Annotated in this window: 22 protein-coding genes, 1 pseudogene and 1 riboswitch; of the genes and pseudogenes, 8 read left to right on the forward strand and 15 right to left on the reverse strand. The window is 39.6% G+C overall.

The window, feature by feature from the left end:
• The first annotated feature begins 54 nt into the window (after positions 1 to 54).
• From ACLHK8_RS05085 to ACLHK8_RS05095, 3 genes are read left to right on the forward strand one after another with little or no spacing between them, the layout of a single operon-like run.
• Positions 55 to 744, forward strand: a complete 690-nt coding sequence (locus ACLHK8_RS05085; RefSeq protein WP_323715244.1) for a sunset domain-containing protein — start codon at positions 55 to 57, stop codon at positions 742 to 744.
• An 18-nt stretch (positions 745 to 762) separates the two neighbouring features.
• Entirely contained in the window at positions 763 to 1,710 is a 948-nt protein-coding gene (locus ACLHK8_RS05090) for a DNA/RNA non-specific endonuclease (protein ID WP_323715245.1), read from the forward strand.
• 9 nt (positions 1,711 to 1,719) lie between these two features.
• On the forward strand, positions 1,720 to 2,052 hold the full coding sequence (locus ACLHK8_RS05095) for a DsrE family protein (RefSeq protein ID WP_057773409.1): 333 nt from the start codon (positions 1,720 to 1,722) through the stop codon (positions 2,050 to 2,052).
• A 365-nt stretch (positions 2,053 to 2,417) separates the two neighbouring features.
• Here the strand turns inward: ACLHK8_RS05095 and ACLHK8_RS05100 are convergent, their stop codons facing one another.
• The 7 genes from ACLHK8_RS05100 to lysA form a co-directional block, all read right to left on the reverse strand.
• On the reverse strand, positions 2,418 to 3,479 hold the full coding sequence (locus tag ACLHK8_RS05100) for an aspartate-semialdehyde dehydrogenase (RefSeq protein WP_323715246.1): 1,062 nt from the start codon (positions 3,477 to 3,479) through the stop codon (positions 2,418 to 2,420).
• 35 nt (positions 3,480 to 3,514) lie between these two features.
• A complete protein-coding gene (locus ACLHK8_RS05105; protein ID WP_057773405.1) occupies positions 3,515 to 4,708 on the reverse strand; it encodes an aminotransferase class I/II-fold pyridoxal phosphate-dependent enzyme in 1,194 nt (397 codons plus the stop codon).
• A gap of 18 nt (positions 4,709 to 4,726) precedes the next feature.
• Positions 4,727 to 5,509: a 4-hydroxy-tetrahydrodipicolinate reductase gene (dapB, locus tag ACLHK8_RS05110; RefSeq protein WP_063698293.1), complete on the reverse strand. Its 783-nt coding sequence runs from the start codon at positions 5,507 to 5,509 to the stop codon at positions 4,727 to 4,729.
• Positions 5,502 to 6,425, reverse strand: coding sequence for a 4-hydroxy-tetrahydrodipicolinate synthase (gene dapA, locus ACLHK8_RS05115; RefSeq protein WP_434520430.1), 924 nt, complete (start codon positions 6,423 to 6,425; stop codon positions 5,502 to 5,504). The genes dapB and dapA overlap by 8 nt, the downstream gene beginning before the upstream one ends.
• A 23-nt stretch (positions 6,426 to 6,448) precedes the next feature.
• Complete coding sequence (locus ACLHK8_RS05120; RefSeq protein WP_323715248.1) at positions 6,449 to 7,615, reverse strand: N-acetyldiaminopimelate deacetylase; 1,167 nt, start codon at positions 7,613 to 7,615, stop codon at positions 6,449 to 6,451.
• Positions 7,616 to 7,619: 4 nt separating this feature from the next.
• Entirely contained in the window at positions 7,620 to 8,330 is a 711-nt protein-coding gene (dapD, locus tag ACLHK8_RS05125; RefSeq protein WP_323715249.1) for a 2,3,4,5-tetrahydropyridine-2,6-dicarboxylate N-acetyltransferase, read from the reverse strand.
• A 104-nt stretch (positions 8,331 to 8,434) separates the two neighbouring features.
• Positions 8,435 to 9,742: a diaminopimelate decarboxylase gene (gene lysA / locus ACLHK8_RS05130; RefSeq protein ID WP_434520431.1), complete on the reverse strand. Its 1,308-nt coding sequence runs from the start codon at positions 9,740 to 9,742 to the stop codon at positions 8,435 to 8,437.
• Positions 9,743 to 9,845: 103 nt separating this feature from the next.
• A riboswitch (Lysine riboswitch) is annotated at positions 9,846 to 10,029 on the reverse strand.
• Positions 10,030 to 10,197: 168 nt separating this feature from the next.
• Between lysA and ACLHK8_RS05135 the strand changes: the two genes are divergently transcribed.
• Entirely contained in the window at positions 10,198 to 11,586 is a 1,389-nt protein-coding gene (locus ACLHK8_RS05135) for an aspartate kinase (protein ID WP_057773394.1), read from the forward strand.
• Positions 11,576 to 12,577 carry a diaminopimelate epimerase gene (dapF, locus tag ACLHK8_RS05140; protein ID WP_057773392.1) on the forward strand — a complete coding sequence of 334 codons (1,002 nt, stop codon included), beginning with the start codon at positions 11,576 to 11,578 and terminating at the stop codon, positions 12,575 to 12,577. Before ACLHK8_RS05135 ends, dapF begins: the two co-directional genes overlap by 11 nt.
• A 105-nt stretch (positions 12,578 to 12,682) precedes the next feature.
• On the opposite strand, the gene ACLHK8_RS05145 is transcribed toward dapF, so the two are convergent.
• Together ACLHK8_RS05145 and ACLHK8_RS05150 are read right to left on the reverse strand one after the other, a co-directional pair.
• Positions 12,683 to 13,201, reverse strand: a complete 519-nt coding sequence (locus ACLHK8_RS05145) for a DUF4811 domain-containing protein (RefSeq protein ID WP_057773391.1) — start codon at positions 13,199 to 13,201, stop codon at positions 12,683 to 12,685.
• 1 nt (position 13,202) lies between these two features.
• Positions 13,203 to 14,506: pseudogene (locus tag ACLHK8_RS05150) on the reverse strand (MFS transporter).
• Positions 14,507 to 14,712: 206 nt separating this feature from the next.
• Between ACLHK8_RS05150 and ACLHK8_RS05155 the strand changes: the two are divergent.
• Positions 14,713 to 16,113, forward strand: a complete 1,401-nt coding sequence (locus ACLHK8_RS05155; protein WP_434520432.1) for a L,D-transpeptidase — start codon at positions 14,713 to 14,715, stop codon at positions 16,111 to 16,113.
• A 653-nt stretch (positions 16,114 to 16,766) separates the two neighbouring features.
• On the opposite strand, the gene ACLHK8_RS05160 is transcribed toward ACLHK8_RS05155, so the two are convergent.
• Positions 16,767 to 17,477, reverse strand: coding sequence for a uracil-DNA glycosylase family protein (locus ACLHK8_RS05160; RefSeq protein WP_057773389.1), 711 nt, complete (start codon positions 17,475 to 17,477; stop codon positions 16,767 to 16,769).
• A 417-nt stretch (positions 17,478 to 17,894) separates the two neighbouring features.
• On the opposite strand from ACLHK8_RS05160, the gene ACLHK8_RS05165 reads away from it, so the two are divergent.
• On the forward strand, positions 17,895 to 18,182 hold the full coding sequence (locus ACLHK8_RS05165) for an AbrB/MazE/SpoVT family DNA-binding domain-containing protein (RefSeq protein ID WP_434520433.1): 288 nt from the start codon (positions 17,895 to 17,897) through the stop codon (positions 18,180 to 18,182).
• Positions 18,176 to 18,541 (forward strand): type II toxin-antitoxin system PemK/MazF family toxin, encoded by a 366-nt coding sequence (locus ACLHK8_RS05170; protein WP_057773385.1) that lies wholly within the window; start codon positions 18,176 to 18,178, stop codon positions 18,539 to 18,541. The genes ACLHK8_RS05165 and ACLHK8_RS05170 overlap by 7 nt, the downstream gene beginning before the upstream one ends.
• A gap of 191 nt (positions 18,542 to 18,732) precedes the next feature.
• On the opposite strand, the gene yjeM is transcribed toward ACLHK8_RS05170, so the two are convergent.
• The 5 genes from yjeM to ACLHK8_RS05195 all read right to left on the reverse strand — a co-directional run bounded on the left by yjeM (position 18,733) and on the right by ACLHK8_RS05195 (position 22,358).
• Entirely contained in the window at positions 18,733 to 20,259 is a 1,527-nt protein-coding gene (yjeM, locus tag ACLHK8_RS05175; RefSeq protein ID WP_434520434.1) for a glutamate/gamma-aminobutyrate family transporter YjeM, read from the reverse strand.
• 159 nt (positions 20,260 to 20,418) lie between these two features.
• A complete protein-coding gene (locus ACLHK8_RS05180; RefSeq protein ID WP_057773383.1) occupies positions 20,419 to 20,634 on the reverse strand; it encodes a hypothetical protein in 216 nt (71 codons plus the stop codon).
• An 18-nt stretch (positions 20,635 to 20,652) separates the two neighbouring features.
• Complete coding sequence (locus ACLHK8_RS05185) at positions 20,653 to 21,237, reverse strand: hypothetical protein (RefSeq protein WP_057773380.1); 585 nt, start codon at positions 21,235 to 21,237, stop codon at positions 20,653 to 20,655.
• Positions 21,238 to 21,262: 25 nt separating this feature from the next.
• Positions 21,263 to 21,703 (reverse strand): MarR family winged helix-turn-helix transcriptional regulator, encoded by a 441-nt coding sequence (locus ACLHK8_RS05190; RefSeq protein WP_434520435.1) that lies wholly within the window; start codon positions 21,701 to 21,703, stop codon positions 21,263 to 21,265.
• 151 nt (positions 21,704 to 21,854) lie between these two features.
• Positions 21,855 to 22,358, reverse strand: coding sequence for a hypothetical protein (locus ACLHK8_RS05195; RefSeq protein ID WP_434520436.1), 504 nt, complete (start codon positions 22,356 to 22,358; stop codon positions 21,855 to 21,857).
• Between the last annotated feature and the right edge of the window lie 184 nt (positions 22,359 to 22,542).

Raw genomic sequence — 22,542 nt, forward strand, 5'->3', positions numbered from 1 at the left:
ATTGTTTTGCGTCCTACAGCCAGGTATGATAGTTAATAGGGAGTGAAGTTTATTATGAATAATTTTTTTGCGGGGTTACTCGCACTTAGTTTTCTAGGAATGATAATTTTGGAGATTATCTTCCTATACAATAAAGTTACGCATCATTTGCTTTTTCATGTGCCAAATAAAAGAAATAAAACATTTCTTTTGTGCGCATTACTAATTTTCTGTGTATCAATTTTTGGATTTCAGAGCACTAATCCGGCTCCGTCAACTGCCAAACCACCTGTAAAAAAAATCTACAAAACTAAAACTGTGGGAAAAAAAGATTTGGCTTCTGCCAGAATTCAAGCCTACCAGCTCGAAAAAGATTCTTCAAAAGTGGACAAGCAATCTGAGTCCGTTGAAAAGCTGGTCGACAAAGTTAGTTCACAAAAAGTAGTCTCCTCTGAAGCTATCTCTTCAGAAAAAGCGGCTTCTTCTGAGTCCATTGCTTCACAAAAAGCAGACAGTGTGTCAGAAAGTCAGCAGGCAAAAAAAGCATCTCAGCAAGCTCAGGCTTCGAGTTCCACCAAAGCCAACCGCACTTCTACTCAAGGCGATTTAGACACTGGGAATACTAAAAAAATTGTCGGCAATGTAAATTCTAAAATTTACCATACACCCGATCAAGCCGGCTACCATATGAGTTCCAAAAACGCGATCTATTTTAATACCGAGGCTGAAGCTCAAGCCGCAGGATATCGAAAAGCTAAAAGATAGTCAGGAGAGAATTTGAATATGTTTATTGGAATTATATTTTTAATTATTGGTCTCTTCGCCATCATTGTGGCCTTCCGTCAACGTAAGGACCGCCTTTGGTTCGCTCTTTTAGCAATCATTACCTTGTTATTGAGTTGGAATCAGGCAGGTACATATGCGCGACACAAGTCTAATCATTTAAAAGATGTTATGTCGACCAAAGTGGTAACCCGGGTTGACTCAAGTGCATCTAGACTGGCAACCTCATTACAATCTAAAAATAGCAAATTAGAAAGCACCCTTTCGTCACGCTCATCTTCTTTAAAAAAGAAAGCAGGCAGTCTTCATTTATCAATTGCCAAATCACAATCAGACACCAGTAAAACAAGTAGTACCCCTTCGACTAGTCAGGCTGAATTAGCCACTAAGCAATATGCCGGACAGCAAACAATTACCATTAATCAAAATGAGCCTGATTTTTCAAATACTGACCTCTCAACTAGCCGTAGCGCCTGGCAAACATATGGCAATTTGGATAGTTATAATCGCGTTTCCGCCGCTAATGCCCTTTTGAACAAGCGCCTCATGCCAAAAACAGAACGTGAATCATTGGATGTTGATCCCACTGGTTGGCATAATAAACGGACAAGTAACGGTTGGTTATACAATCGATGTCATTTAATCGGCTATCAATTGACTGGTCAAAATAATAACGCTAAAAATTTAATGACTGGTACGCGTTCTTTAAATGATCCCGAAATGACCACTTACGAAAACGAAGTAGCCGCCTACGTTAAGGAAAATAAAAATCATTACGTTCGCTATCGTGTGACCCCTGTCTTCCGCGGAACAGAATTAGTTGCTCGTGGGATTCACATGGAAGGTCAATCGATTGGTAGTAATGCTGTTCATTTCAATGTTTATATTTTTAATATTGAATCTGGTTATACAATTAATTATCAAACTGGAACTAGCGTAAAGAAATGAGGCTAAGCTATGAAAATTGTTTTTCATATTGATGAACGTGAGAAATGGCAATCAGCCCTTTCAAACATAAAAAATGCAATTAATTTTTCCAAAGAACAACAGATACGCATTGATTTGATCGTTGTTGTAAACGGCCCAGCCATTAGTGATTACTTAACGCCGGAAATTGGTCGATTCATTGAAAACGCAAAAGACTTGGTGAGCTTCCATGCTTGTCAAAATGCAATGAATAGCCATCAAATTCAGGCAAGTCAGTTACCCCGAGCCGTCAAAGTTGTGCCGGCCGGCATCATTGATTTGGCACAGCTTCAAGACCAAGGATATCGCTATATCAAGCCATAATTCAGTTTGAATAAGCCTGGCAAATGCTGATAAATTGTGTTTATTCTCCTAGTTGTCAATTTTTTAGAGACGTCGGAAATAAAATCAGAAAAAACTATTGCCTTGGTATAGAAGTCTTTTACTTCTATACCAAGGCGATAGTTTTTTAATATTTCGCGTCGTTTTGAGGACAGCTCCACAAATCAGACCAAAAAATATAAGCAAGGCTCACACTACTTCGAATTAAGGATGATTTTCGATTCGAAAATCTTTTTTCCTCCGTTCGTTGTCGATTCTTGTGGCCAAATTCTGCCGCAAGAACTAGCAGCGGGATGCGATCCCGCTTCCGCCTTGCTTATATTTTTAGGTCTAACGATTTGTTACGCTCACTTTACTCTCACTAGTTTCTGTTCCACCAACTTCTCCGCAATCTGCACCGTATTCCACGCAGCACCCTTCAACAAGTTATCCGAAACCACCCACATGTGATAGCTTCCTAGATTCTCTTGATCACCACGCACTCGGCCCACAAACGTCTCTCGTTTGCCTTCTGCATTAATCGGTTGTGGATACAACTGTTGGTCTGGATCATCCTGCAACACAACCCCAGGAGCCTTTGCCAATGCTTCTTGAATCTTCTCGCGACTCGCCTGCTTTGGATCAGCCACCTCAAAGTACACCGTCTCGCCATGTCCAATTCCAACCGGAACGCGGACGCAAGTTGCCGTCACCTTGATATCTGGGGCATCCATATCATCCAACATGATTTTCTTTGTTTCATGGATCATTTTCCACTCTTCATGTGTATAGCCATCATCTTCAAAAACATCAATTTGAGGTAAGAGATTAAAAGCCAATGGATAATGCTTTGCCCCACCCTTTACAGGAAAAATAGTACTTTGCATTTCTTTGCCATCTAAATGTTCCTGAGCTTGGGTATTCATCTCGTTCCAAGCCTGTTGACCCGCACCAGATGCAGCCTGATACGTAGATACTATCACTTGTTTTAATCCAAATGCCTTACGAATGGGTTCCAACGCAACCACCATCTGGATCGTTGAACAGTTTGGATTAGCAATAATCCCATGGTGTCGGTTAAGAGCCTCCGCATTGACCTCAGGCACAACCAACGGCACATCAGGGTCCATTCGAAATGCGCTCGTGTTATCCACACAAACAGCACCCCGTTTAACCGCTTCTGGCAATAGACGCTTGGAAACATCCCCACCTGCAGATGCCAATACTAAATCAACACCTTCAAAAGATTCTGGTTTAGCTTCTTCAACCACTACTGGTGCATCCCGGAACTTCAATTGTTTCCCAGCTGATCTTGCTGAAGCTAAAAATTTTATTGATTTCACTGGAATAGTAGATTGCTCTAATTGTTGAATTAAACGCGTTCCGACAGCACCTGTTGCACCTAAAATAGCCACATTATATTCGCCCATTTAATTTTCCTCTTTACTTGATGAATTTTTAGTACCTAAGCCACACTTGTTTTAGCAGCCATGAAACCCTTCATATTTGTCATTGCAGCATGCAAATCTTCCACACTTGCCGCATACGATAAACGGATGTAGCCTTCACCACCAGGTCCAAACGCGCTTCCTGGAATCACACCAACTTTGCCATCTTGAGCAAGCTCGGTCGCAAAATCAACTGAATTTTGCGTAAAGGCCGCTGGAATCTTGGCAAAAATATAGAAGGCACCTTTTGGTGGAACCGTTTCGAAACCTAATTTATCTAAGCAATCAATCACATAGTCCCGACTCTTTTTATACTGCACACACATTTTTTGAGGATCTTCCAAGCCATTTGCTAAGGCTTCTGCAGCTGCTGCTTGGGCTGGATTTGAAGGCGCTGTGACTAAAAAGGCATGCATTTTAGCTGCGTTTTTAACAAAATCAGCCGGGGCCGCGATATAACCAATTCGATATCCAGTCATGGCATGTGATTTTGACAAACCATTAATTAAAATTGTTTGTTCTGGAATCATTGCTGCAATTGAATGATGGGTAATATCATATGTAAGTTCGCTATAAATTTCATCTGCGATAACAAACATTTGTTTTGTAGCAATCACGTCTGCTAACCCTTGTAATTCAGCCTCTGTGTATTCCACACCCGTTGGATTATTCGGATAGGTCAAGATGATTGCTTTAACAGCATCGCCTTCATTGGCAAGGGTTTCTTCTAAACGTTGTGGCGTTAGCACAAAGTTATCGTTTGAGGTATCTACTTCAACCGGAATTCCACCTGCAATAGTAATCAAGGGCACATACAAAGCAAACGCTGGGGTTGGCACAATGACTTTATCACCAGGGTTCAAAATTGCCATTAAGCTGGCGGCTAAGGCCTCTGTGGCCCCAATTGTAGTGACAATTTCCGTATCTGCATCGTAATCCAAATCGTAACGAGTTTTTAGAAATCCACTAATGGCATTTCGCAATGCGGGAGTTCCCTTTTGAGCCGAATAATGAGAATCATTATTACGAATGCTCTCTACTGCGGCCTCTTTGACGTGTTCTGGGGTGTTAAAACCGGGTTCGCCCAAAGTCAATTTAACTAGTCCAGGAATACCTGTCACCTTTTGGTCAAAAGCACGAATCCCAGATGGCCCGATCGAATCTAAACGTTGATTAACTTGATTTTCTAAAGCTGCATTTAATTTTGGCATTCTACCACTCCTTAATTTTTACGATAAAACGTTCTCTAAACCGACGACCAATTCAGATAGTTTCCCGACATTTTTAACGGCTACTTCCACACCCTTCATGAAGGAATCGCGGGTAAAGGAATCTTGACGAATCGTTAAGGCTTCTCCTTCACTACCGAATAAAACCTGTTCATGAGCCACGTATCCTGGTAACCGTACTGAATGAATTCTGATCCCTTTATAATTACCACCACGAGCACCTGGTAAGGTTTCTTCAAACTTGGCATTATCAGCCGCTTGGGGCTCACGGGCTTCACTAATTTGTTTTGCAGTACTTAAAGCAGTCCCTGAAGGAGCATCGATTTTATCAGCATGGTGCATTTCAATAATTTCTGCTTCAGGGAAATATTGAGCAGCTTCTTTTGCAAATTTCATCAACAAAACGGCCGAAATTCCAAAGTTAGGCACAATCAGTCCAGCCATATGCTGATCTTTTGCGTAGGCTTTGAGATCTTCAACTTGTTGATCCGATAAACCACTCGTTCCCACTACCGGGCGAATTTGATGACCCAAGGCAAATTTAGTATTTTCAAAAACTGCTTTTGGTGTGCTGAAATCAATCCACACATCGGCATCCGTCTTGATGTTCGTAAGATCATTAAATACCTGAACCTCATCTGCTAAATCATAGCTGGCTGGCTGTAAATCAGTGACTACCGGGCTGTATACAGCAACTAATTGAAAGTCTTTTGTGTCATTCACAAGTTTGACGGCTTTTTGGCCCATCGAACCATTAAATCCCGCAATAATTATTTTAATCATCTGCAACTCCTAACTCGCCTAAATCAGTTGTTTCCAAGGCTTCCTCATTTAATCCCAAAGCTTTTGCCAATGTTTGGCGCTCTTCGTGATTCAATGGCAAGATCGGTAAACGACTACCGCCCACTTGAAATCCTTGGGCCTTCAAAACAGCCTTAACAGGTGATGGTGATGGATAAAGGAATAAAGCTTCCATTTTAGGGGTCAAACGCCGTTGTAAACTTGCCGCTAACTCTCTGTTACCATCATAAAAAGCATCCAACATTGCGCGCATATCTTTTCCATATATATGTGCCGCTACAGAAACCACCCCGTTTGCGCCAATCGCAATCCCGGGCAAGGTTTGTGCATCTTCACCTGTGTAGACCATGAAATCATCTGGGGTATTTTGAACTAAGTATTCCAAATCTTCTAAAGAAGTGCACTGTTTAACCGCCTGAATATTTGGATGTTGTGCTAACTGAACAACCGTCTCATTTTGCATGGTGACACCCGTTCGACCAGGAATGTTATAAATTGCAACTGGAATTGGTGACTGATCGGCAACGGTTGTAAAATGAGCAACCATCCCGCGTTGATTAGGTTTATTGTAATAAGGGACAACCACAAGAGCCATATGAATGCCCTTAATTTGGCCAACTTCTTTAGTGAAACGGGCCGTTTCCAAGGTGTTGTTACTACCAGTCCCAGCAATGATTGGTCCTCGTCCATCAACGATTTCAGCAAACCGGGTATACAATTCAATTTTTTCATCATGCGTTAAATTAGGAGTTTCCCCTGTAGTTCCACCAATAATAAAGCCCCGACTACCAGTATCAAAAAGATGATTGGTTAATGTTTTTAAAGCCGGAAAATCGATTTGCCCCTGATCATCAAACGGCGTCACAATCGCAGTTAAAATATCTGCATTTTTAAACATAATTTTATTTCCTTTCCTATTAATTATTTATTCATTCGATCTAGTAAGAATCCCGTAATGGCACTAACTCCAAGCTGAATCGCTTTTAGATTCGGTTTTAATGTGGCTGAATGCAACTGTGAGGCATCTTCAACTCCCAGCCAAAACATGGTCCCTGGAAACTTCGCTAATAGGTACCCAAAATCTTCTCCAGTCATTGCCGGCTGCGTTTCAACAAATTGTACATTCTCTGCTTGTTTCATATAGGAAATAAAGTTTTTCGTTAAAGCCGAATTATTTTCAACTGGCCAGTAACCACCTTGGTTAAGTTTCACTTCCACCGTTGCTTGATAGCTCTGGGCAATCCCATTCGCAACTTCTTTGATCCGCTGATCAATGTGTTCAATCATCGTTTGCGTCAATCCGCGAATGGTTCCCTCCAAATGGGCTCGGCCCGCAATCACATTGCGAATCGTTCCAGCTTCAAACTTGCCAAACGTAATTACGCCGCCTTCGATAGGATCCACGCTCCGTGACACAATCGTTTGCACCTGATTAATAAACTGGCTAGCAGCCACAACCATATCGTTAGCATCTTGGGGAAACGCTGCATGGCCACCCTTACCATAAAAATCAACATCAACTTCGGTAGTACCAGCAAACAACGTGCCCATCCGACAGCCAATCGCTCCAACTGGTAAATCAGGATTATCATGGAGGCCATAAAATTCATCAGGACGCCATTTACCAGTAAACACATTTTTTTCATAAGCTGTTTTTCCGCCATTCAAGCTCTCTTCAGCTGGTTGAAAGAAAAACAAAAGATTATCTTTAGGCTGATGACTGGCAAAATAATTCAGTGTGCCCAAAGCAACTGACATGTGAATATCGTGTCCGCAAGCATGCATCACATTTGGATGTGTTGAAGCGAACGGCAAATCCGTTTCTTCCTTTACTGGCAAACCATCAATATCTGTCCTATAACCAACGGTTCGTTTTGGCACACTCCCATGAACTAAAACTAATAGGGCCGTTGGCATTTGCGCTGGTGTTATCATATCTAAGTTTGTTTGGTCAAATTGACGAATAATTTTTTCTAAATAAGCATGCGTTTGAACTTCTTGCATTGCTAACTCTGGGATTTGATGTAAATCCTGATAGATTTGAATTAATTGCGACTCTGTTAGCGGTGCTTGGCTTTTATTTTCCATTGGCTTACAGCTTTCTTAACGTGTCCTCTAGTTCTGTTTTTGATCGTGTTTGGTCGTCAATATCCTTCATCTTGCGAGCAGGAACTCCGGCTACCATCGTGTTAGGCTCAACGTCTTTGGTCACAACCGCACCTGCTGCCACAACTGCGCCTTTACCGACGTGTACTCCTTCTAAAACAACGGCGTTTGCGCCAATCATCACATCATCATCAATCCGAACTGGTTCAGCTGATGCTGGTTCAACAACCCCTGCTAAAACTGTTCCGGCTCCAATGTGTGCGTGTTTACCAACCGTTGCTCGACCACCCATGACAACGCCCATATCAATCATCGTGTCTTCACCGATTTCTGCACCAATGTTGATTAAGGCTCCCATCATAATCACGGCATTGTCACCAATGACAACTTGATCACGAATGATGGCACCTGGTTCAATACGAGCATTGATATTTTTGGTGTCCAACAAAGGTACAGCCGTATTGCGACCATCATTTTCAACAACGTAATCATCAATTACTGCTTTGTTTGCTTCAAGGAAAGGTTTAACGTCGGCCCAGTCACCGAAAATTGTTCCAGCCTTGGATTCTACAAAGCTTTGAATAGCGTTCGGAAAATCAAGTTTATCCAAATCACCTTTTAAATAAACTTTCACCGCCGTTTTCTTTTTAGCATTACTAATAAAATCAATAATTTCACGTGCGTCTAACTGTGCCATATCTTGAACCTACCCTTCGAATTTTGTGTGTATGTATATTTTAAGATTGCCGGATTAAGCCAACCTTAAAAAATTATTTTTACTCTTCTTCTATTATACGACATCTAAATGTAATCCTGATCCAAACTCACCAGGTCTTCGTAACTTTCTCGTTTAACAACCACTTTGGCTTGCCCGTTTTCGACAAACACTACAGCCGGGCGCGGATTCCGATTATAATTGGAGGCCATTGAATACCCGTAAGCACCGGTTGATAGGATTGCCAAGGTATCCCCAGGTTGAGATTTTGGCAACGCCTGTTTTTGAATCAAAACATCACCGGATTCGCAATATTTTCCGGCTACTCGTACCGTTTCTTCATTTTCATCAGCGGCCCGGTTGGCTAAAACAGCTTCATAATCTGCTTGATACAACGCCGGACGAATATTATCTCCCATGCCCCCATCGACCGTTACATATGGTAAGTGTCCCGGAACTGCTTTTCGAGAACCTACTGTGTATAAACTGTAACTGGCAGGACCCACAATGGAGCGGCCAGGTTCAATCCAAATTGCAGGCATATTCAATTGACGAAGTGCAACTCGTTTTTGAACCGCTTTAACAATCGCATCAACAAACATTTCTGGTGCAATTGGATCATCATCTTTGGTGTAACGAATACCAAATCCACCCCCTACATTTAGAACTTGAATATTCAAACCAAACTTGGCCTGCCAACCCGCCGCCAAATCAACTAATTTATTGGCCGCCATCACAAATCCTTCAACTTCAAAAATCTGTGAGCCAATATGGGCATGAATTCCGAGCATCGTCATACGATGATTAGCTAAAACCTGTTGCAAAGCTTCTTCAGCTTGCCCCGATTGGATATCAAAACCAAATTTGCTGTCTTCTTGGCCAGTTTGATCGTACTTGTGCGTGTGGGCAGAAATTCCGGGAGTTAAACGTAACATGACGTTTATGGTCTGATCCTTTTCTGCCAAAATTTCACTAAGTAATTGAATTTCATAAAAATTATCTAAAATTACGACCCCAATTTGCTGGTCAACTGCCATTTCCAGTTCGGCCCGCGACTTGTTGTTCCCATGGAAACTAATTTTGTCCATCGGGAATCCCGCTTTAATAGCCGTATACAATTCTCCACCTGAAACGACGTCAATATGCCCTTTTTCTTGGGCAACAACTTGAAACATGCCAACTGTCGCAAACGCTTTGCTGGCGTAGCTCACTTCATAGGCAACTTGATCTTCTTCAAACACCCGACTAAAATTTTGAATCTGTTGGCGAATCTTCGCAACATCATAGGCAATCAATGGTGTGCCGAATTGATGTGCCAAGTCGGCAGCATCAATCCCACCAATTGTTAAATGTCCCGCTGCATTAATTTTTTGAATTCCTAACTGCTTATCCATTGTATTTCTCCTGTTATTTTGCCATTTTAAAATAAAAAAAGGGATCTTTTTGTTTTGCGCAAACAAAAAGATCCCAGAATTAAGTTATCGTTATTCTGTATCAATTGTCGATAGCGCCCCGCAGCCGACATGTTTTGCTGCGACAGTCCGTAGTCTCTTAAACTGCGTCCCAGCTAACTAAATCTCTATCCAGATTCAGCGCTTCGGCAACCGCCCCTTTTACAAGCTTCTAAGTTTGATAGAAACTCAGCTTGTGACTCATGTTGGTTGCAACCTCTTAAATTATTAAAAAGTTTATAATACTTTTCACAGATAGTCAACCCTTCCGATGAAAATTAAGTCCTAAATCAAATTTTTTTATTGCTATTCATAGATTTAATGCTAAAATTCACAATAACTAATCAAATTCTAATAAAATCTTTTTTAATTTATTTTAAGGAGTGGCATAACTAATCATGAATGTTGTAAAATTTGGCGGAAGCTCGCTGGCAGACGGTCCCCATTTTCAAAAAGTTATCAATATCATCACGGCTGACCCTAAGCGACAAATAGTCGTTGTTTCAGCCCCCGGTAAACGTTTTTCCACCGATACCAAAGTAACCGATCTTCTAATTAGCTATGCACAAGCAGTTATTGACCATACGGATGCAAAGCCGGTTATAAAAATGATTGCGGATCGCTACGAGGCCATTGGTCAATTTTTTAGTTTACCAGCTAGACCAATTCAAAAAATCATTACCAAATTAAAATCTTTACCTGATGAAGATTATCCCAGCAATGCTTATCTGATGGCCGCCTTTAAAGCTCATGGTGAACGTTTAAACGCGATGCTTTTAACTAGTGTTTTAAATCAACTCGATATTAAAGCCCGCTTTGTTGATCCGTTTGAAGCTGGCATTATCGTAACCGACGATCCAAGCGATGCAACTGTTCGCCCGGAAACCTATGACAATCTTGCCCATTTAAAATTTGGTGGTGAAAAACTTATTTTCCCGGGCTTCTTTGGTTTTACGCCCAATGGCCAAATTGCCACCTTCTCAAGAGGTGGCTCCGACATTACAGGCGCCATTGTAGCTCGCGGTCTTCATGCAGATTTATACGAAAACTTTACAGATGTAAATGCCATCTATGCAGTCGACCCTCGAATTGTAGCGCATCCCCAGGCAATCAAAAAGATGACCTACCGCGAAATGCGTGAACTTTCTTATGCTGGTTTCTCGGTATTTCACGATGAGGCCATCATTCCAGCCATTGAAGGCCAAGTCCCAATTAACGTCAAGAATACCAATCACCCAGAGCTACCTGGTACTCTGATTGTGCCTGAAGAAAATTTCCAGCCAAAACATACGATTACCGGAGTTGCCAGTTCTGATCGCTTTGCTGCCCTATATCTGCATCGTTATTTGCTCAATAAAGAAGTGGGATTTACATTAAAACTCCTTCAAATTTTGTACAAATATGATGTTTCATATGAACACATGCCTTCTGGGATCGATGATTTAACGATCATTTTTGATAAGCAACAGCTAGATGACCACACAATTCATGAAATGTGTTATGATATCAAAAATACACTGCACCCCGACCAACTCGATTGGATTGACGACTACGCCATTATTATGGTCGTTGGTGAAGGCATGCGTTCTAAAATTGGGACAATTGAAAATATCATTCGTCCTCTTGCTCAAAATAATATTGGCGTCCACATGATCAATCAAGGTGCTTCTCGGATTTCCATCATGTTAGGCACAGAGCGGGCGGACGCCAAAAAAGCTGTTAAACAAATTTATCAACAATTTTTCACGCTAAAAAGTAACGAAGGGAGCAACACCCATGCAAATTGATAAAGTCCATGGCTCAGAAAACCACTTTTTCTTGTTAGATCAAACCAAACTAAAAACTCGGCTCTCCGATCAAGAACTAATAAAATTCACTAAAAAGATTGCCGATCCGCAAACCGGTATTTTGAATGGATCTGACGGCGTTTTGGTAGTTGATCAATCAAATCATGAAGGCGTAGCAGCCCAAATGCGTGTCATCAATGCGGATGGTAGTGAAGCATCCATGTGTGGAAATGGTTTACGGACCGTTTCACGCTATTTAGCTCAAGAATCCAATATAGACCAATTTAAGGTTCAAACATTAAACGCTGATCTACAAGTTAGTAAATCCGGCAATTTTGCAACCAGTGTGCCCGCCTTTAGCGTTGAAATTTCGCCGGTTTCGTTTGCAGCCGAAAAATTACCATTTAAAAACTTAAATACTGAGAAATTAATTGATCAACCAGTCCCCGAATTTCTTCCCAATCTTAAATTTACAGCTATCGCGGTTCCTAATCCCCACCTAATCAGCTTCGTTTCTGCCGAAGAATTAGCATCCGATGATTTAGGAATTTTAGGCAAACGATTAAATGCGGAAAATCCCTATTTTCCAGATGGTGTAAACGTCAGCTTTGCTCAAATTCTTGAGGACAATAAACTTTTTGTGCGCACGTATGAACGCGGTGTTGGGTTTACAAATGCCTGTGGAACTGGCATGTCGGCCACTAGTTTAGCCTTTGCAATCACCCACCCTGATCAAGGCCATTTTGAACAAGAAATTACCGTTTATAATCCGGGTGGCATGGTCAAAACGATTGTTCATCAAATTGGCAATACGTACACGATCGATTTAACTGGAAATGCTACCGTAACGCATCACATTGAGATTTCTGAAGCTGATTTACATGCAGCAGACTTAGACAACGTTGCAATTACAGAAACTCATGAAGAATCCGCGTATCAAAAATTTGTCACCCAATTGCCAAAAGTTAGTGATATTGCTGTTAAATCATAAATGCACTCGATCTCTCTGAATTCTGGAGAGATTTTTTATTTAAATTAAAAACGATGCGTGAGTTTACACTTACACATCGTTTTTGTTTGCTTTTAAGTAAAATTTCTAGCTTTTCTTATCTTGTACCGCAATTTTCTTCAGTTTCCAACCACTCATTAATCTAAATTCATAATTTTGGCTGACAAACTGATGATTAGGAATCCCATTACTAAATAAAATTCGTAACCCATCATTTCGATAGACTCGATAAGTGCGCGTAATCTTAACTTGGCTCATTTTAGAATTATGCGTCACTTTTGCAGTTCCAGTACTTGGATTGGTTTTGGCTAACTTTTGTTGCATTGGATTTGTCGCATAAAAATAAACACGTTCATTCTTGGTCCCCAGCTGTTGATAAGCAAGCGCATGTTGTCCTTTCACGCTTGATGTCAGCGGATAGGTTTGCGTTTGACTAACCTTTTTCATTCCCAAAAAAGTATTGTAATTTAGGGTCATGACCACTACGGCACCGATACTGAGAATCAATCCAATCGACACCCATATGATTTTTTTGACACCCGGATGGATAAAAATCATGCTGATCGCAAAAATTAAGGCACCAGCAATTAAGAAAATAACAATCATATTAATATGCCTCCCGTGTGTCTTTTTTCAAGAAGAAGGTTAAGGCCAACCCAATTAACGCAAAACAAGTTGCAATGAAAAAGGCATATCTAAACCCAATGACATTTGCATTTGATGACAGTTTTTGAAACAAGATTGGAGTAGCTTTCGCAATCGCGTGAGAAGGCATATGATTTAGCGTCACACTAGCCATCACAGAAACTAAGATGGCTGTTCCCATTGAAGCAAAGACCTGGCGCGCCGTATTATTGACCACCGTTCCATCCCCGATTAAATTAAGGGGCAATGCATTCATCCCGGTTGTCGTAATCGGCATCAAGACCATTGAAATTCCGAACATCCGCACTGCATACAAGCAGACCAGATAGAAAACCGGTGTCTCAGCAGTAATCGGAATAAAGGCCGCAGTTGTTAATGTTAGTAAAAACATCCCAGCGATGGCCATATTTCTAGCTCCTAAACGATCAAAAATCCGCCCTGTAATTGGATTCATAACCCCGATTGTAATCGCACCTGGTAATAGAGTCAGTCCAGAAACTAATGGCGACTCCCCACGGATTGTTTGGAGATACAAAGGTAAAACAAGGGTAAAACCGTTCATGGACATGTTTGAAATAGATACTAAAATTGCGGATAAAGTGAAATCTGAATGTTCAAAAACTTTAAATTGTAATAGCGGATTCTTGATCTTTAAAGATCTCATAATGAAAATTGCCACTACGACAACCCCGAGGATCAAAGTTCCGTAAACCACTGGGCTGGTCCATGAATAAGTTCCTACTGATGAAAATCCGAATAGCATCGCCCCAAATCCAACCATGGAAAGTGCAACGGAAGACCAATCAACGGGCGCCTTTTTGGTAGGCAATACTTTTCGTAGAGTGAAAAATCCCATGATTAAAACTAGCAATGAAATAGGCATAATGGCGAGAAATAGTATTCTCCAGGAATAGTTCATAAGGACCCACCCAGAAAATGTTGGCCCAATCGCTGGTGCTAAGCCAATAACCAGTCCAGCTGTGCCCATTGCTGCCCCTCGTTTTGAGGGTGGAAAAATCGTTGCAGAAAGAAGCCGGTAATCGGAATAACAATTCCCATCATTAGCATGAATCCAGTCGTTAGCCACTGGACAGTCGTTGTTGAAATATTAAATGATTTCATTAACGTCGGAAAAGCAGTCGTGAGCATCGTTGTTGTTAGAAAAGTACTAAATGTCCCAACTAACAGCGTAAAAACTAATGCAAGGCGATTGTATGGACGGCAATTTTGGTCGACCGGTTGATCAGGTTTATCAAAAGTATTCATTAAATAACCACCTTAAAAAGTTTATTTTATAATTATGTAAATCGAAAAAATGCCACAATGATAATTGTACCATAAAAAATCAAGTCCCAATTTCGAGTAATTATCAAAGTTTACTTAAAGTAAGCTTTTTGCATTGACTTCCTTTACACCACGCTTCATAATTACTCAAGACGTTTCAGAAATTTAAAATTTGGGGGAGAACTAAAGTGACCAAAAAAAATCATTGGTTAGCATGGACTGTTTCAGTGTTGATTATCATAATTATCGGGGGTGGCGTGTTTGCTTGGCAGTATGGCCAAACTCATTTTGCGCCAGGCACTATTATTAACGGACAATCCGTTTCCCGTTTAACGGTGAATCAGGCTGAAAAGAAGCTTGCGAACTCTTCTTCTACCGTGAGCAATCGCGTTTATCTAAACAATAAATTACTAGTTGATGGACAAGATCAACAATTGGACAAAGTAACCAAAGCTCAGATAAAATCTGAATTAACAAAACACCACGGATTGTTCACTTCGAAAGCAGCCGTTGACGTCAGCAATTCTAAAACAACTCTGACTTATCGAAACACTTCATTGAAAGATCAAGTTACCAAGGCTGTTGCTGCTTATAATAAAAGTGCCACTGTTGCACAACCGACGTCTTACTATTTAAAGAATGGCGCCATTAAAAAACAAGCTAGCAAAACTGGTACTCAAGTGGATGCCGCGAAAGTTCTCGCCAAATATAAGAACCAAGTTAACAAACTCCAAGATATTAAAATCAGCACAAACTATGTGAAAGCTACCAAGGCCGCAACATTTAGTGCAGAAAAATCAAAACAAGCTTTGCAGCAAGGATTATCAAAAACCTTGGTTTATCACGTAGGTGGCAAGGATTACAAATTAAGTGGTTCTAAATACTTGGTCAATTCAACTCCTGGTAGCACACCATCGATTGATTTATCTGCTTTAAAGGCTGAGTTAACAACTATTAATAATTCTGACAGCACTCAGGGTAAAGTCATTAGTGTAAAGCTTTTAAACAGCAACAAGACAGTTTCAACCAATACATCGACAGCTTCAAATTATGGCTGGTCACTCAATGTAAATGCAGAAGCCGCAATGTTGGCTAAGAAGTTTATTGATTCCTCTGTTAAAACAAACGCGACTGTGGATATGAAAAATTATTCTGGCCAAAATATTAGTTACAATCGTTCCACTGCAATTGGATCAACCCGGGTTGAAATTAATTTGACTACCTTACATGAATATATTTATGTTGATGGCAAACAAAAAGCCGATATTCCGGTTATGAGTGGGACCCTTTCAGGAAATCATGAGACTCCAACTGGGTTGTTCCACATTCTGTACAAACAGAGCCCTTCAACTTTGACTGGGAACAACGATAACGGTTCAAAATATTCTAGTAAAGTTTCTTATTGGGAGCCATTAACGGAAGATGGCGTGGGAATGCACGATAGCCCATGGCAACCGGCCAAGGTTTATGGAAATCCAAGTTACCGTGATACGTATCACTCACACGGTTGTTTGAATAATCCCCCAAGCAAAATGAAATTGGTTTGGGATAATACTTCGACAACGGAACCTGTAATTATTTACAGATAATACTGTCTACAAAAACGTTGAGAATTTAAATTCTCAACGTTTTTTTTGGACTTATTTATCAGTTTCTTTAAATCAAGTACAATTTTCCAACATTATTTTATTTGTTCAAGATAATATTCGTTACCACCAATTAGGTCATCTCGATCAATAAAACAGCTGCTGGTTTCATACAACACCCCAAAATAGAAAAGTTAAACCTATATAAACCCATTCTTTAGATAATACTGTTCTAAGGTCTGGTCAATATATTTTTCAAAAGCTTGATCTTCAACACTCCCGCTACACATTCATGATCAAATTGGAGATAGTTGCATTTGATTATTCTTAATCATTTTTTTCACATCATCAGGGTCAAAAAAATCTGTTAATTTCATGTAACCAAATGTCTGCGATATTTTTTAAACGACTGCTCTGTTTGATAATTAGGTAAATATTAATTAAGCTTAATTTTTTTGTAGCTTTATTAATAGTTTTAATGGTCATCTCTTCAGCCGCCCAATAAATCCCAGCGTTACCGCTCTCCAATTAGATCTAGTTGCTCTTTATATTTTTCTGCCAATTCCGTTATCGAATCCCCGTCAATCGCAACAATTTCATCTCCTAAATGTAATCTTTTTTCTCCAGCAACTGCGGTCACTAATAAATTATCTATATTAATCGCGCCTTAAGGCGGTGATATATTTTTCCATATATTTATCTTTATTTTGGGAATTGTATTGCATGATAAAACGCGGATGCTCTAGCGGAATGATCGTCTTAAAAAAATGATAGTCATTATTGATTTTTGTTAATACTTTGTAATTTTCCCCACTCCCGATACAGTAGCACACAGATGTATCTATTCCGAAGTTAATTTGCCGACGAATCGAGCGTACAATAAAAGGTAGTAAAAGCTTCTGCACCTGTTTGCTTTCATAATAATTACAATTTACTTCATTTCCTTTTGCGTTTATTCTAGTTAAACCTAATGGACACACAAAATTTAAATAAAAATTAGCATAAAATTTCTTGCTTCCACCATAGTTACTTATGACATCGTATAAAAAATTCGACGAAGACTGGTTGATGTGAAAATTATCAATCAGAATCCCGGTTTCTTTTTTAAGATGATCTGCATCCTCAAAGGGGATTCCTGTTCTAGCAGTCCCGCGCCGTGCAGGAGAACTCCCTAGTATTAATCGACGAGGCAAAGTATCGTTAAAATATTTCTGATAGAACGTAGTAGTTATACGATGGACAGCTTCTCTCTGCTCTCCATTGTATGGATTCACAATTCTAAAGCCCTCAGGTAAGTCTATAGAAATGTGTGATAACTCTTTATTAAACTCTAGTACTTTTTTAGCAAATGTTACTCGCTCATTCATATTTTTCCTCCTTTGTTATGCTAATCAATTCGCCTTCATGGTATATCGTCTCCATTCCGGTAAAGCTTTGATCAACGTCTAAACAAATCTAGCTTTTTCATTATTTTGTAGTTTTTTCCATTTACCAGAAATAATCTGAAGTGTGCTTTCATCAGGACATTTCTCACCACAATCAAAAATACGTTTTTACATAACTCTGACTTGCTATCTTTATTTAATAACTAATTTAAAAATAGTCCACGTCACGTTTAATGTCCACTGCTAAAATTAAACGGTCAAAGTTTTGTTGCGTAGTGCAATTAAATTTCCGTCCGGCTACTTTTTAAGTTCCGTCGAGTAGCCACATATATCCTGCAATCTCCAGTTTGGTATTTACAATAGATACATGATAAACTATAGATACAAAGGAGTGTGAGTATGATGGATTCCGAAAAATATTTAGGTATTTATAAAACAAGACGTCAAGGAAATTCGGTCACCGTAACTATCCCAAAAGAAGCAAATATTAATGCTGGCACAGAACTGGCAGTTACACAGACCAGTGCTGGAATTATTTATGTACCCATTAAGCCCACTAAAAAAACAAATCGTTATGCAACACAGGCAGCTAAAAATCATAACTATCAACAAGACATCGATGATTTAGGTTATGATCCCAACACGCAACCTCCAGTTGGTTCAGAAAGGATTAATGACTCATGGTGAAAAAACCACAACAAGGCGACATCATTTGGTTAGATTTTGAGCCTCATTCTGGACACGAAACAGGCGGTCACAACCCTAATAAAAATAACATCCGGCGTCCATGTTTAGTGGTTAGTGCCACCGAATATAACGAAACCACGCCACTAGTACAGGTTATTCCTGTTACCAGTACAGTTCGCGAAAATGATCCTTTTCGCCAACAGATTGTTGATCCAAGATTAGGCATCAAAGGCATGTTACTCTTTCAACAGTTACACGGATTTGATTTTCAAAGTCGGCACGGAGAAATTGTAGGCCAGGCAAATTCAAAACTCGTTCGGTTAACTTTGGAAGCCGTAAAGGATATTTTTAATTTTTAAAAGAACTACTTTCCAATAAGTCCAGACTGCTGTGGTCAAAGACAATCTATCGGTAAAGTTTAAAATTTGTACACTAATCTAAAATAATTACATTAAAAATAGAGATTGAAAATTTTTCAATTAAAATTTTCGATCTCTATTTTCGTTTAGTATTATTGACCACTTACCCTAAGTTTTCTTGTTAGCTTAGACTAATCAATATCATCAATATCTGGCACATCGATTTTCCTCTTTTTAACCGACACTTCATAAAATATCCAAGCAACTAGCGCAAAGAATACCGGTCCAATTACTGTCCAAAACGCCGTGTAATAATCGTGAATTGAAAGAGGTTCAACCACGGTGAAGATAATGCCAATTAAAATCACAAACCAAGTGATGATGGTAATTGACCAGGTCATGGTCTTGTTTTTAAAGAAAACAAACGGCCGCTCTAAGTCAGTCCGCTTTTTAAAGAACGGAAATGCCCCAACCAAGAATAAGTACGGAACCGCTGAAGAAATATTTTCCATATCCTGTAAAACCGTGTAAAACGACTGTGCATTACTGCCACCAAATAAAACTGCAAATATGATGACCACCACAATAATGGCTTGAATCCACATCGAAAATGCGGGTACGCCAAATTTGTTTAGTTTCGTCATTTTCTTCGGCCAGAACTTGGCTGGTGATCCCATGATAAATGACTTTAAAGGTGAATAAACAAGCACGAAAAAGGCACCCATATCGGATAAAAATTCTTCAATTCCGATTACCCGCGCAAACCAGTTACCCATCGTAATGCTGGCGGCTCCTGATAAATGCATAGTTTTGCCAATGGAAACCCCTAAATTATTCATTAAAACGTACAAAACGTTGCCCAAATCACTCGTCTTATTGCCAAGCACCGCCTGCCAGTTCGCGCTCACTCCCCAAAGAAAGATGCCAAGTGAGTAAGCCACTAACATAATGATGGTGGAAATAATCATAGCCCGCGGAAATGTCTTAGATGAATCTTTGACATTATCGACAACCCCGCCCATCGTTTCCATTCCACCATAAGCAAAAATGGCGTACACAATAAACGACATAATCGCAATTGGTGATCCGAATTGCCCGTTTGGCGAATGAATAATTGAGCGTGCGGTAAACGGCTGGGCCAAATGACCACTGTGAACTGCTAATAACACTAAACTAATCAACAGAAATAGAGCCGTGATGGTCAGGGTAATAATTCCTCCAAACGCTGCAAAACGCGCGATTTGATTAATCCCGTGTGTGGAGAAAAATGTCACTGCAATCATGAATACAATTGCAATCAGACCAATCGTTTGAATGCTGTTCAATCCTAGAAAGTGCCACGATTGGGTGGTGTCATGTCCAGAAAACATTGTCGCAAACGGAATCCAAATTTTCGAAGCTTCCGACACTAGCCAGACAATCCACCCAGATAACCAGATGAACGTGCCAATAAAAGCTAGTTTTTCGCCAATTGATCCGGCTAGCCACGAATAGATTCCTCCGTGAGCCTCTTTAAAACTCGATCCATATTCGGCAAACATCATAACGCTGGGAAGGAAAAATAAAATTGCCCCCAACACATACCACAAAATCGCGCCGTAACCCATTTGATCATAGGCAACCGTAGTATTTGAAATTCCATAAATGGAAGTGAACACCATCAAAATTAGGCCAACCAGACCAATCTTATGCTGGTTGGTGTTTTCCAAATCGTCCAAAACAAATCCTTCTCTCTAAAATAGAAATACTTGCCTATTTTAGCACTAATTATTCCCAAAATATGCATCTTTTAATAATAATTATTCAAAAAATAAAAAAAGGATGCCAGAACAAACCCTGCACCCTTCGTTATTCAAAATTTTCAAGTTAGCACTTTATCAATACTGTTTGGGCTCGTCTGCCAATTTATTTTCCGCCAATTCAATTGATTTATTCACAGATTGAATTGCTTCTAAAATCTCATTTAAAGTTAAACCGTCAGAGCTATACCCCTTGTACGAGGCCGTCACGTAATCATCTTCCTCTAATCGTCGCAAACGTTCTCGCAAACTACCTAGTTTCTTAATAGTTCGGTCATACTCAACATCGTTCATCTAACACCTCACATTTTTCTAGGCCAATGCTTCCGGAGCTGCTAACTGTGGCCCTTTGCCTTCTCTTGCAAGAACCCAGTTATCATAATTCCATTCCTCAGTGGCACGTCTGGACCGCATATAATCCCAATGAGATTCACGTTCAACTTCCATTATCTGACCGCCGGGACCAAAAGTAACCCAATTATAGGAACCATTGCGATGGGCAAATTTGACCCAAAGCACTGCAAATTCGTTTAGTTTTCCTTGCTCATCAAAATAAAAACGTTTCAAATTATCGATTCTCATAAAGTCTAATCCAGCAGCATACTGGGCATCCAAATTTTGCCATACAGCCATCGCTTGCTGAACCAAAGCATCTTTAGCTGGCAATGGTGCATTTAAATCGCCAACAAAATTATTGTAACTAATTAGACGTTCATCTTCACCAAACACTAAAGTCACATGGGCATTGTTGGGCACTACGTTTTTGCCGTGTTGGTAACGTTCAACCCGAACTTGTTCACCATTCCGTTTTCGTAAATCTGAAGAAACTAGTCCAAATTCATCTGGCATCACTAAATCTTGATTAGTTTTACCATAAACTTTTACATATTCAGTCATGAGCGACACGCTCCTTTTTTTAATCTCATTTAATTAAACTGTCCAAATTTGTTTCCATATTTTTCATAATTTGTTTAAAATCGTTCACCTGGTTTGCGGTTAACGAGTCGACAAGGAATACGTTAATAGTTGGTAACCGATTAACTAACTGGTGGTACTTTTGCTTTCCAAGTTTTGTTAATTTAAGCATCTTCATTCGCGCATCAGTGGCAGACTGTTCTTTTGACATATACCCTAGTTTAATCAAACGATCGACGCCGCGCGTGATATTACTTGGGTTTAAATGAATTAAATTAAACAATTCATCTTGTGATAGTTGACCTCTCTCGCCCACTTTTAAAACGAAAAAATAAGTGCTAGAAGTTAATCCCAAATCTTTTAATTGTGCATTTACGTATTTTTTCAGTTTATGAGACACCGTATTTATCGTCCGAATATACGTATCTATTTCATCTGCTTTAGGCATGCTTGTACCCTTTCAAACGTATTATTTTTGATTCCACAGGTATCATGCACTATTTTATTTGCTTAAGCAAATAAAACGATTTACTTTTTAAATAAATGTTCAACAAAAAAGCAGCCATGAAATATACAAATTTCATGGCTGCTCTCCTTATTCAAATCAACTTATGTTTTTGACCCATTCCAATATTTACTACCACCGTTCCCACGATAAACAAAACAAATGCTAAATTGAAAATAATCGCTAAACTAGAAGCCACCGTTAAAAGTGCAAATCCAATTAAAATAAAGACCCAAGACTGCGCAATTAACCAAATAACTAATCCATCCAACAAAGAAAACTTCCACAGTTTAATATTTAACATTTCAAAAAATGCAGGTAATTTAAAAACATATTTATCACTGCACCCATCATTTAGATGAAGGCTAACCAGTCCGATCAAGGTTTCAGCTAGGAAAAATACAATTAACGTAATAAGTAATGAATTAATTTGATCGCCGCTCTCAACTGTATACTCATAAACAGGACGGCCCCAAAAATTAATCAGAGTCGGAATTTGCAGCTGCATAGCCCCACCGAAGAATAGCACAACTAAAACTTCCACAAAAATATTTATCAACATTACACAACTCAATTTGTATTTAAATTTTGGCATCATAATAATCCATCCTCCCTTTACACAGCTCTTTTGAAAGCGCTTTAATTTACAACTTCATTATACAACCTCTGAAAAAAATATCAAACCTCAATCAAATTAGGAATCCTTTAGAAACCTAAAAGAGTAAGTGAATTATGGAAAATACTTCAATCGGCAATCATGCGGGTCGAAAAGGGAGAAAATA

This window comes from Pediococcus sp. M21F004, assembly GCF_051122535.1.
Classification (GTDB): Bacteria; Bacillota; Bacilli; order Lactobacillales; family Lactobacillaceae; genus Pediococcus; species Pediococcus inopinatus.

Excerpts from the sequence above, each read along its gene's own strand:
- ACLHK8_RS05085 (WP_323715244.1), top strand. The coding sequence starts at position 55 with ATGAATAATTTTTTTGCGGGGTTACTCGCACTTAGTTTTCTAGGAATG.
- ACLHK8_RS05090 (WP_323715245.1), top strand. The coding sequence starts at position 763 with ATGTTTATTGGAATTATATTTTTAATTATTGGTCTCTTCGCCATCATT.
- ACLHK8_RS05095 (WP_057773409.1), top strand. The coding sequence starts at position 1,720 with ATGAAAATTGTTTTTCATATTGATGAACGTGAGAAATGGCAATCAGCC.
- ACLHK8_RS05100 (WP_323715246.1), bottom strand. The coding sequence starts at position 3,479 with ATGGGCGAATATAATGTGGCTATTTTAGGTGCAACAGGTGCTGTCGGA.
- ACLHK8_RS05105 (WP_057773405.1), bottom strand. The coding sequence starts at position 4,708 with ATGCCAAAATTAAATGCAGCTTTAGAAAATCAAGTTAATCAACGTTTA.
- dapB (WP_063698293.1), bottom strand. The coding sequence starts at position 5,509 with ATGATTAAAATAATTATTGCGGGATTTAATGGTTCGATGGGCCAAAAA.
- dapA (WP_434520430.1), bottom strand. The coding sequence starts at position 6,425 with ATGTTTAAAAATGCAGATATTTTAACTGCGATTGTGACGCCGTTTGAT.
- ACLHK8_RS05120 (WP_323715248.1), bottom strand. The coding sequence starts at position 7,615 with ATGGAAAATAAAAGCCAAGCACCGCTAACAGAGTCGCAATTAATTCAA.
- dapD (WP_323715249.1), bottom strand. The coding sequence starts at position 8,330 with ATGGCACAGTTAGACGCACGTGAAATTATTGATTTTATTAGTAATGCT.
- lysA (WP_434520431.1), bottom strand. The coding sequence starts at position 9,742 with ATGGATAAGCAGTTAGGAATTCAAAAAATTAATGCAGCGGGACATTTA.
- ACLHK8_RS05135 (WP_057773394.1), top strand. The coding sequence starts at position 10,198 with ATGAATGTTGTAAAATTTGGCGGAAGCTCGCTGGCAGACGGTCCCCAT.
- dapF (WP_057773392.1), top strand. The coding sequence starts at position 11,576 with ATGCAAATTGATAAAGTCCATGGCTCAGAAAACCACTTTTTCTTGTTA.
- ACLHK8_RS05145 (WP_057773391.1), bottom strand. The coding sequence starts at position 13,201 with ATGATTGTTATTTTCTTAATTGCTGGTGCCTTAATTTTTGCGATCAGC.
- ACLHK8_RS05160 (WP_057773389.1), bottom strand. The coding sequence starts at position 17,477 with ATGAATGAGCGAGTAACATTTGCTAAAAAAGTACTAGAGTTTAATAAA.
- ACLHK8_RS05165 (WP_434520433.1), top strand. The coding sequence starts at position 17,895 with ATGATGGATTCCGAAAAATATTTAGGTATTTATAAAACAAGACGTCAA.
- ACLHK8_RS05170 (WP_057773385.1), top strand. The coding sequence starts at position 18,176 with ATGGTGAAAAAACCACAACAAGGCGACATCATTTGGTTAGATTTTGAG.
- ACLHK8_RS05180 (WP_057773383.1), bottom strand. The coding sequence starts at position 20,634 with ATGAACGATGTTGAGTATGACCGAACTATTAAGAAACTAGGTAGTTTG.
- ACLHK8_RS05185 (WP_057773380.1), bottom strand. The coding sequence starts at position 21,237 with ATGACTGAATATGTAAAAGTTTATGGTAAAACTAATCAAGATTTAGTG.
- ACLHK8_RS05190 (WP_434520435.1), bottom strand. The coding sequence starts at position 21,703 with ATGCCTAAAGCAGATGAAATAGATACGTATATTCGGACGATAAATACG.
- ACLHK8_RS05195 (WP_434520436.1), bottom strand. The coding sequence starts at position 22,358 with ATGATGCCAAAATTTAAATACAAATTGAGTTGTGTAATGTTGATAAAT.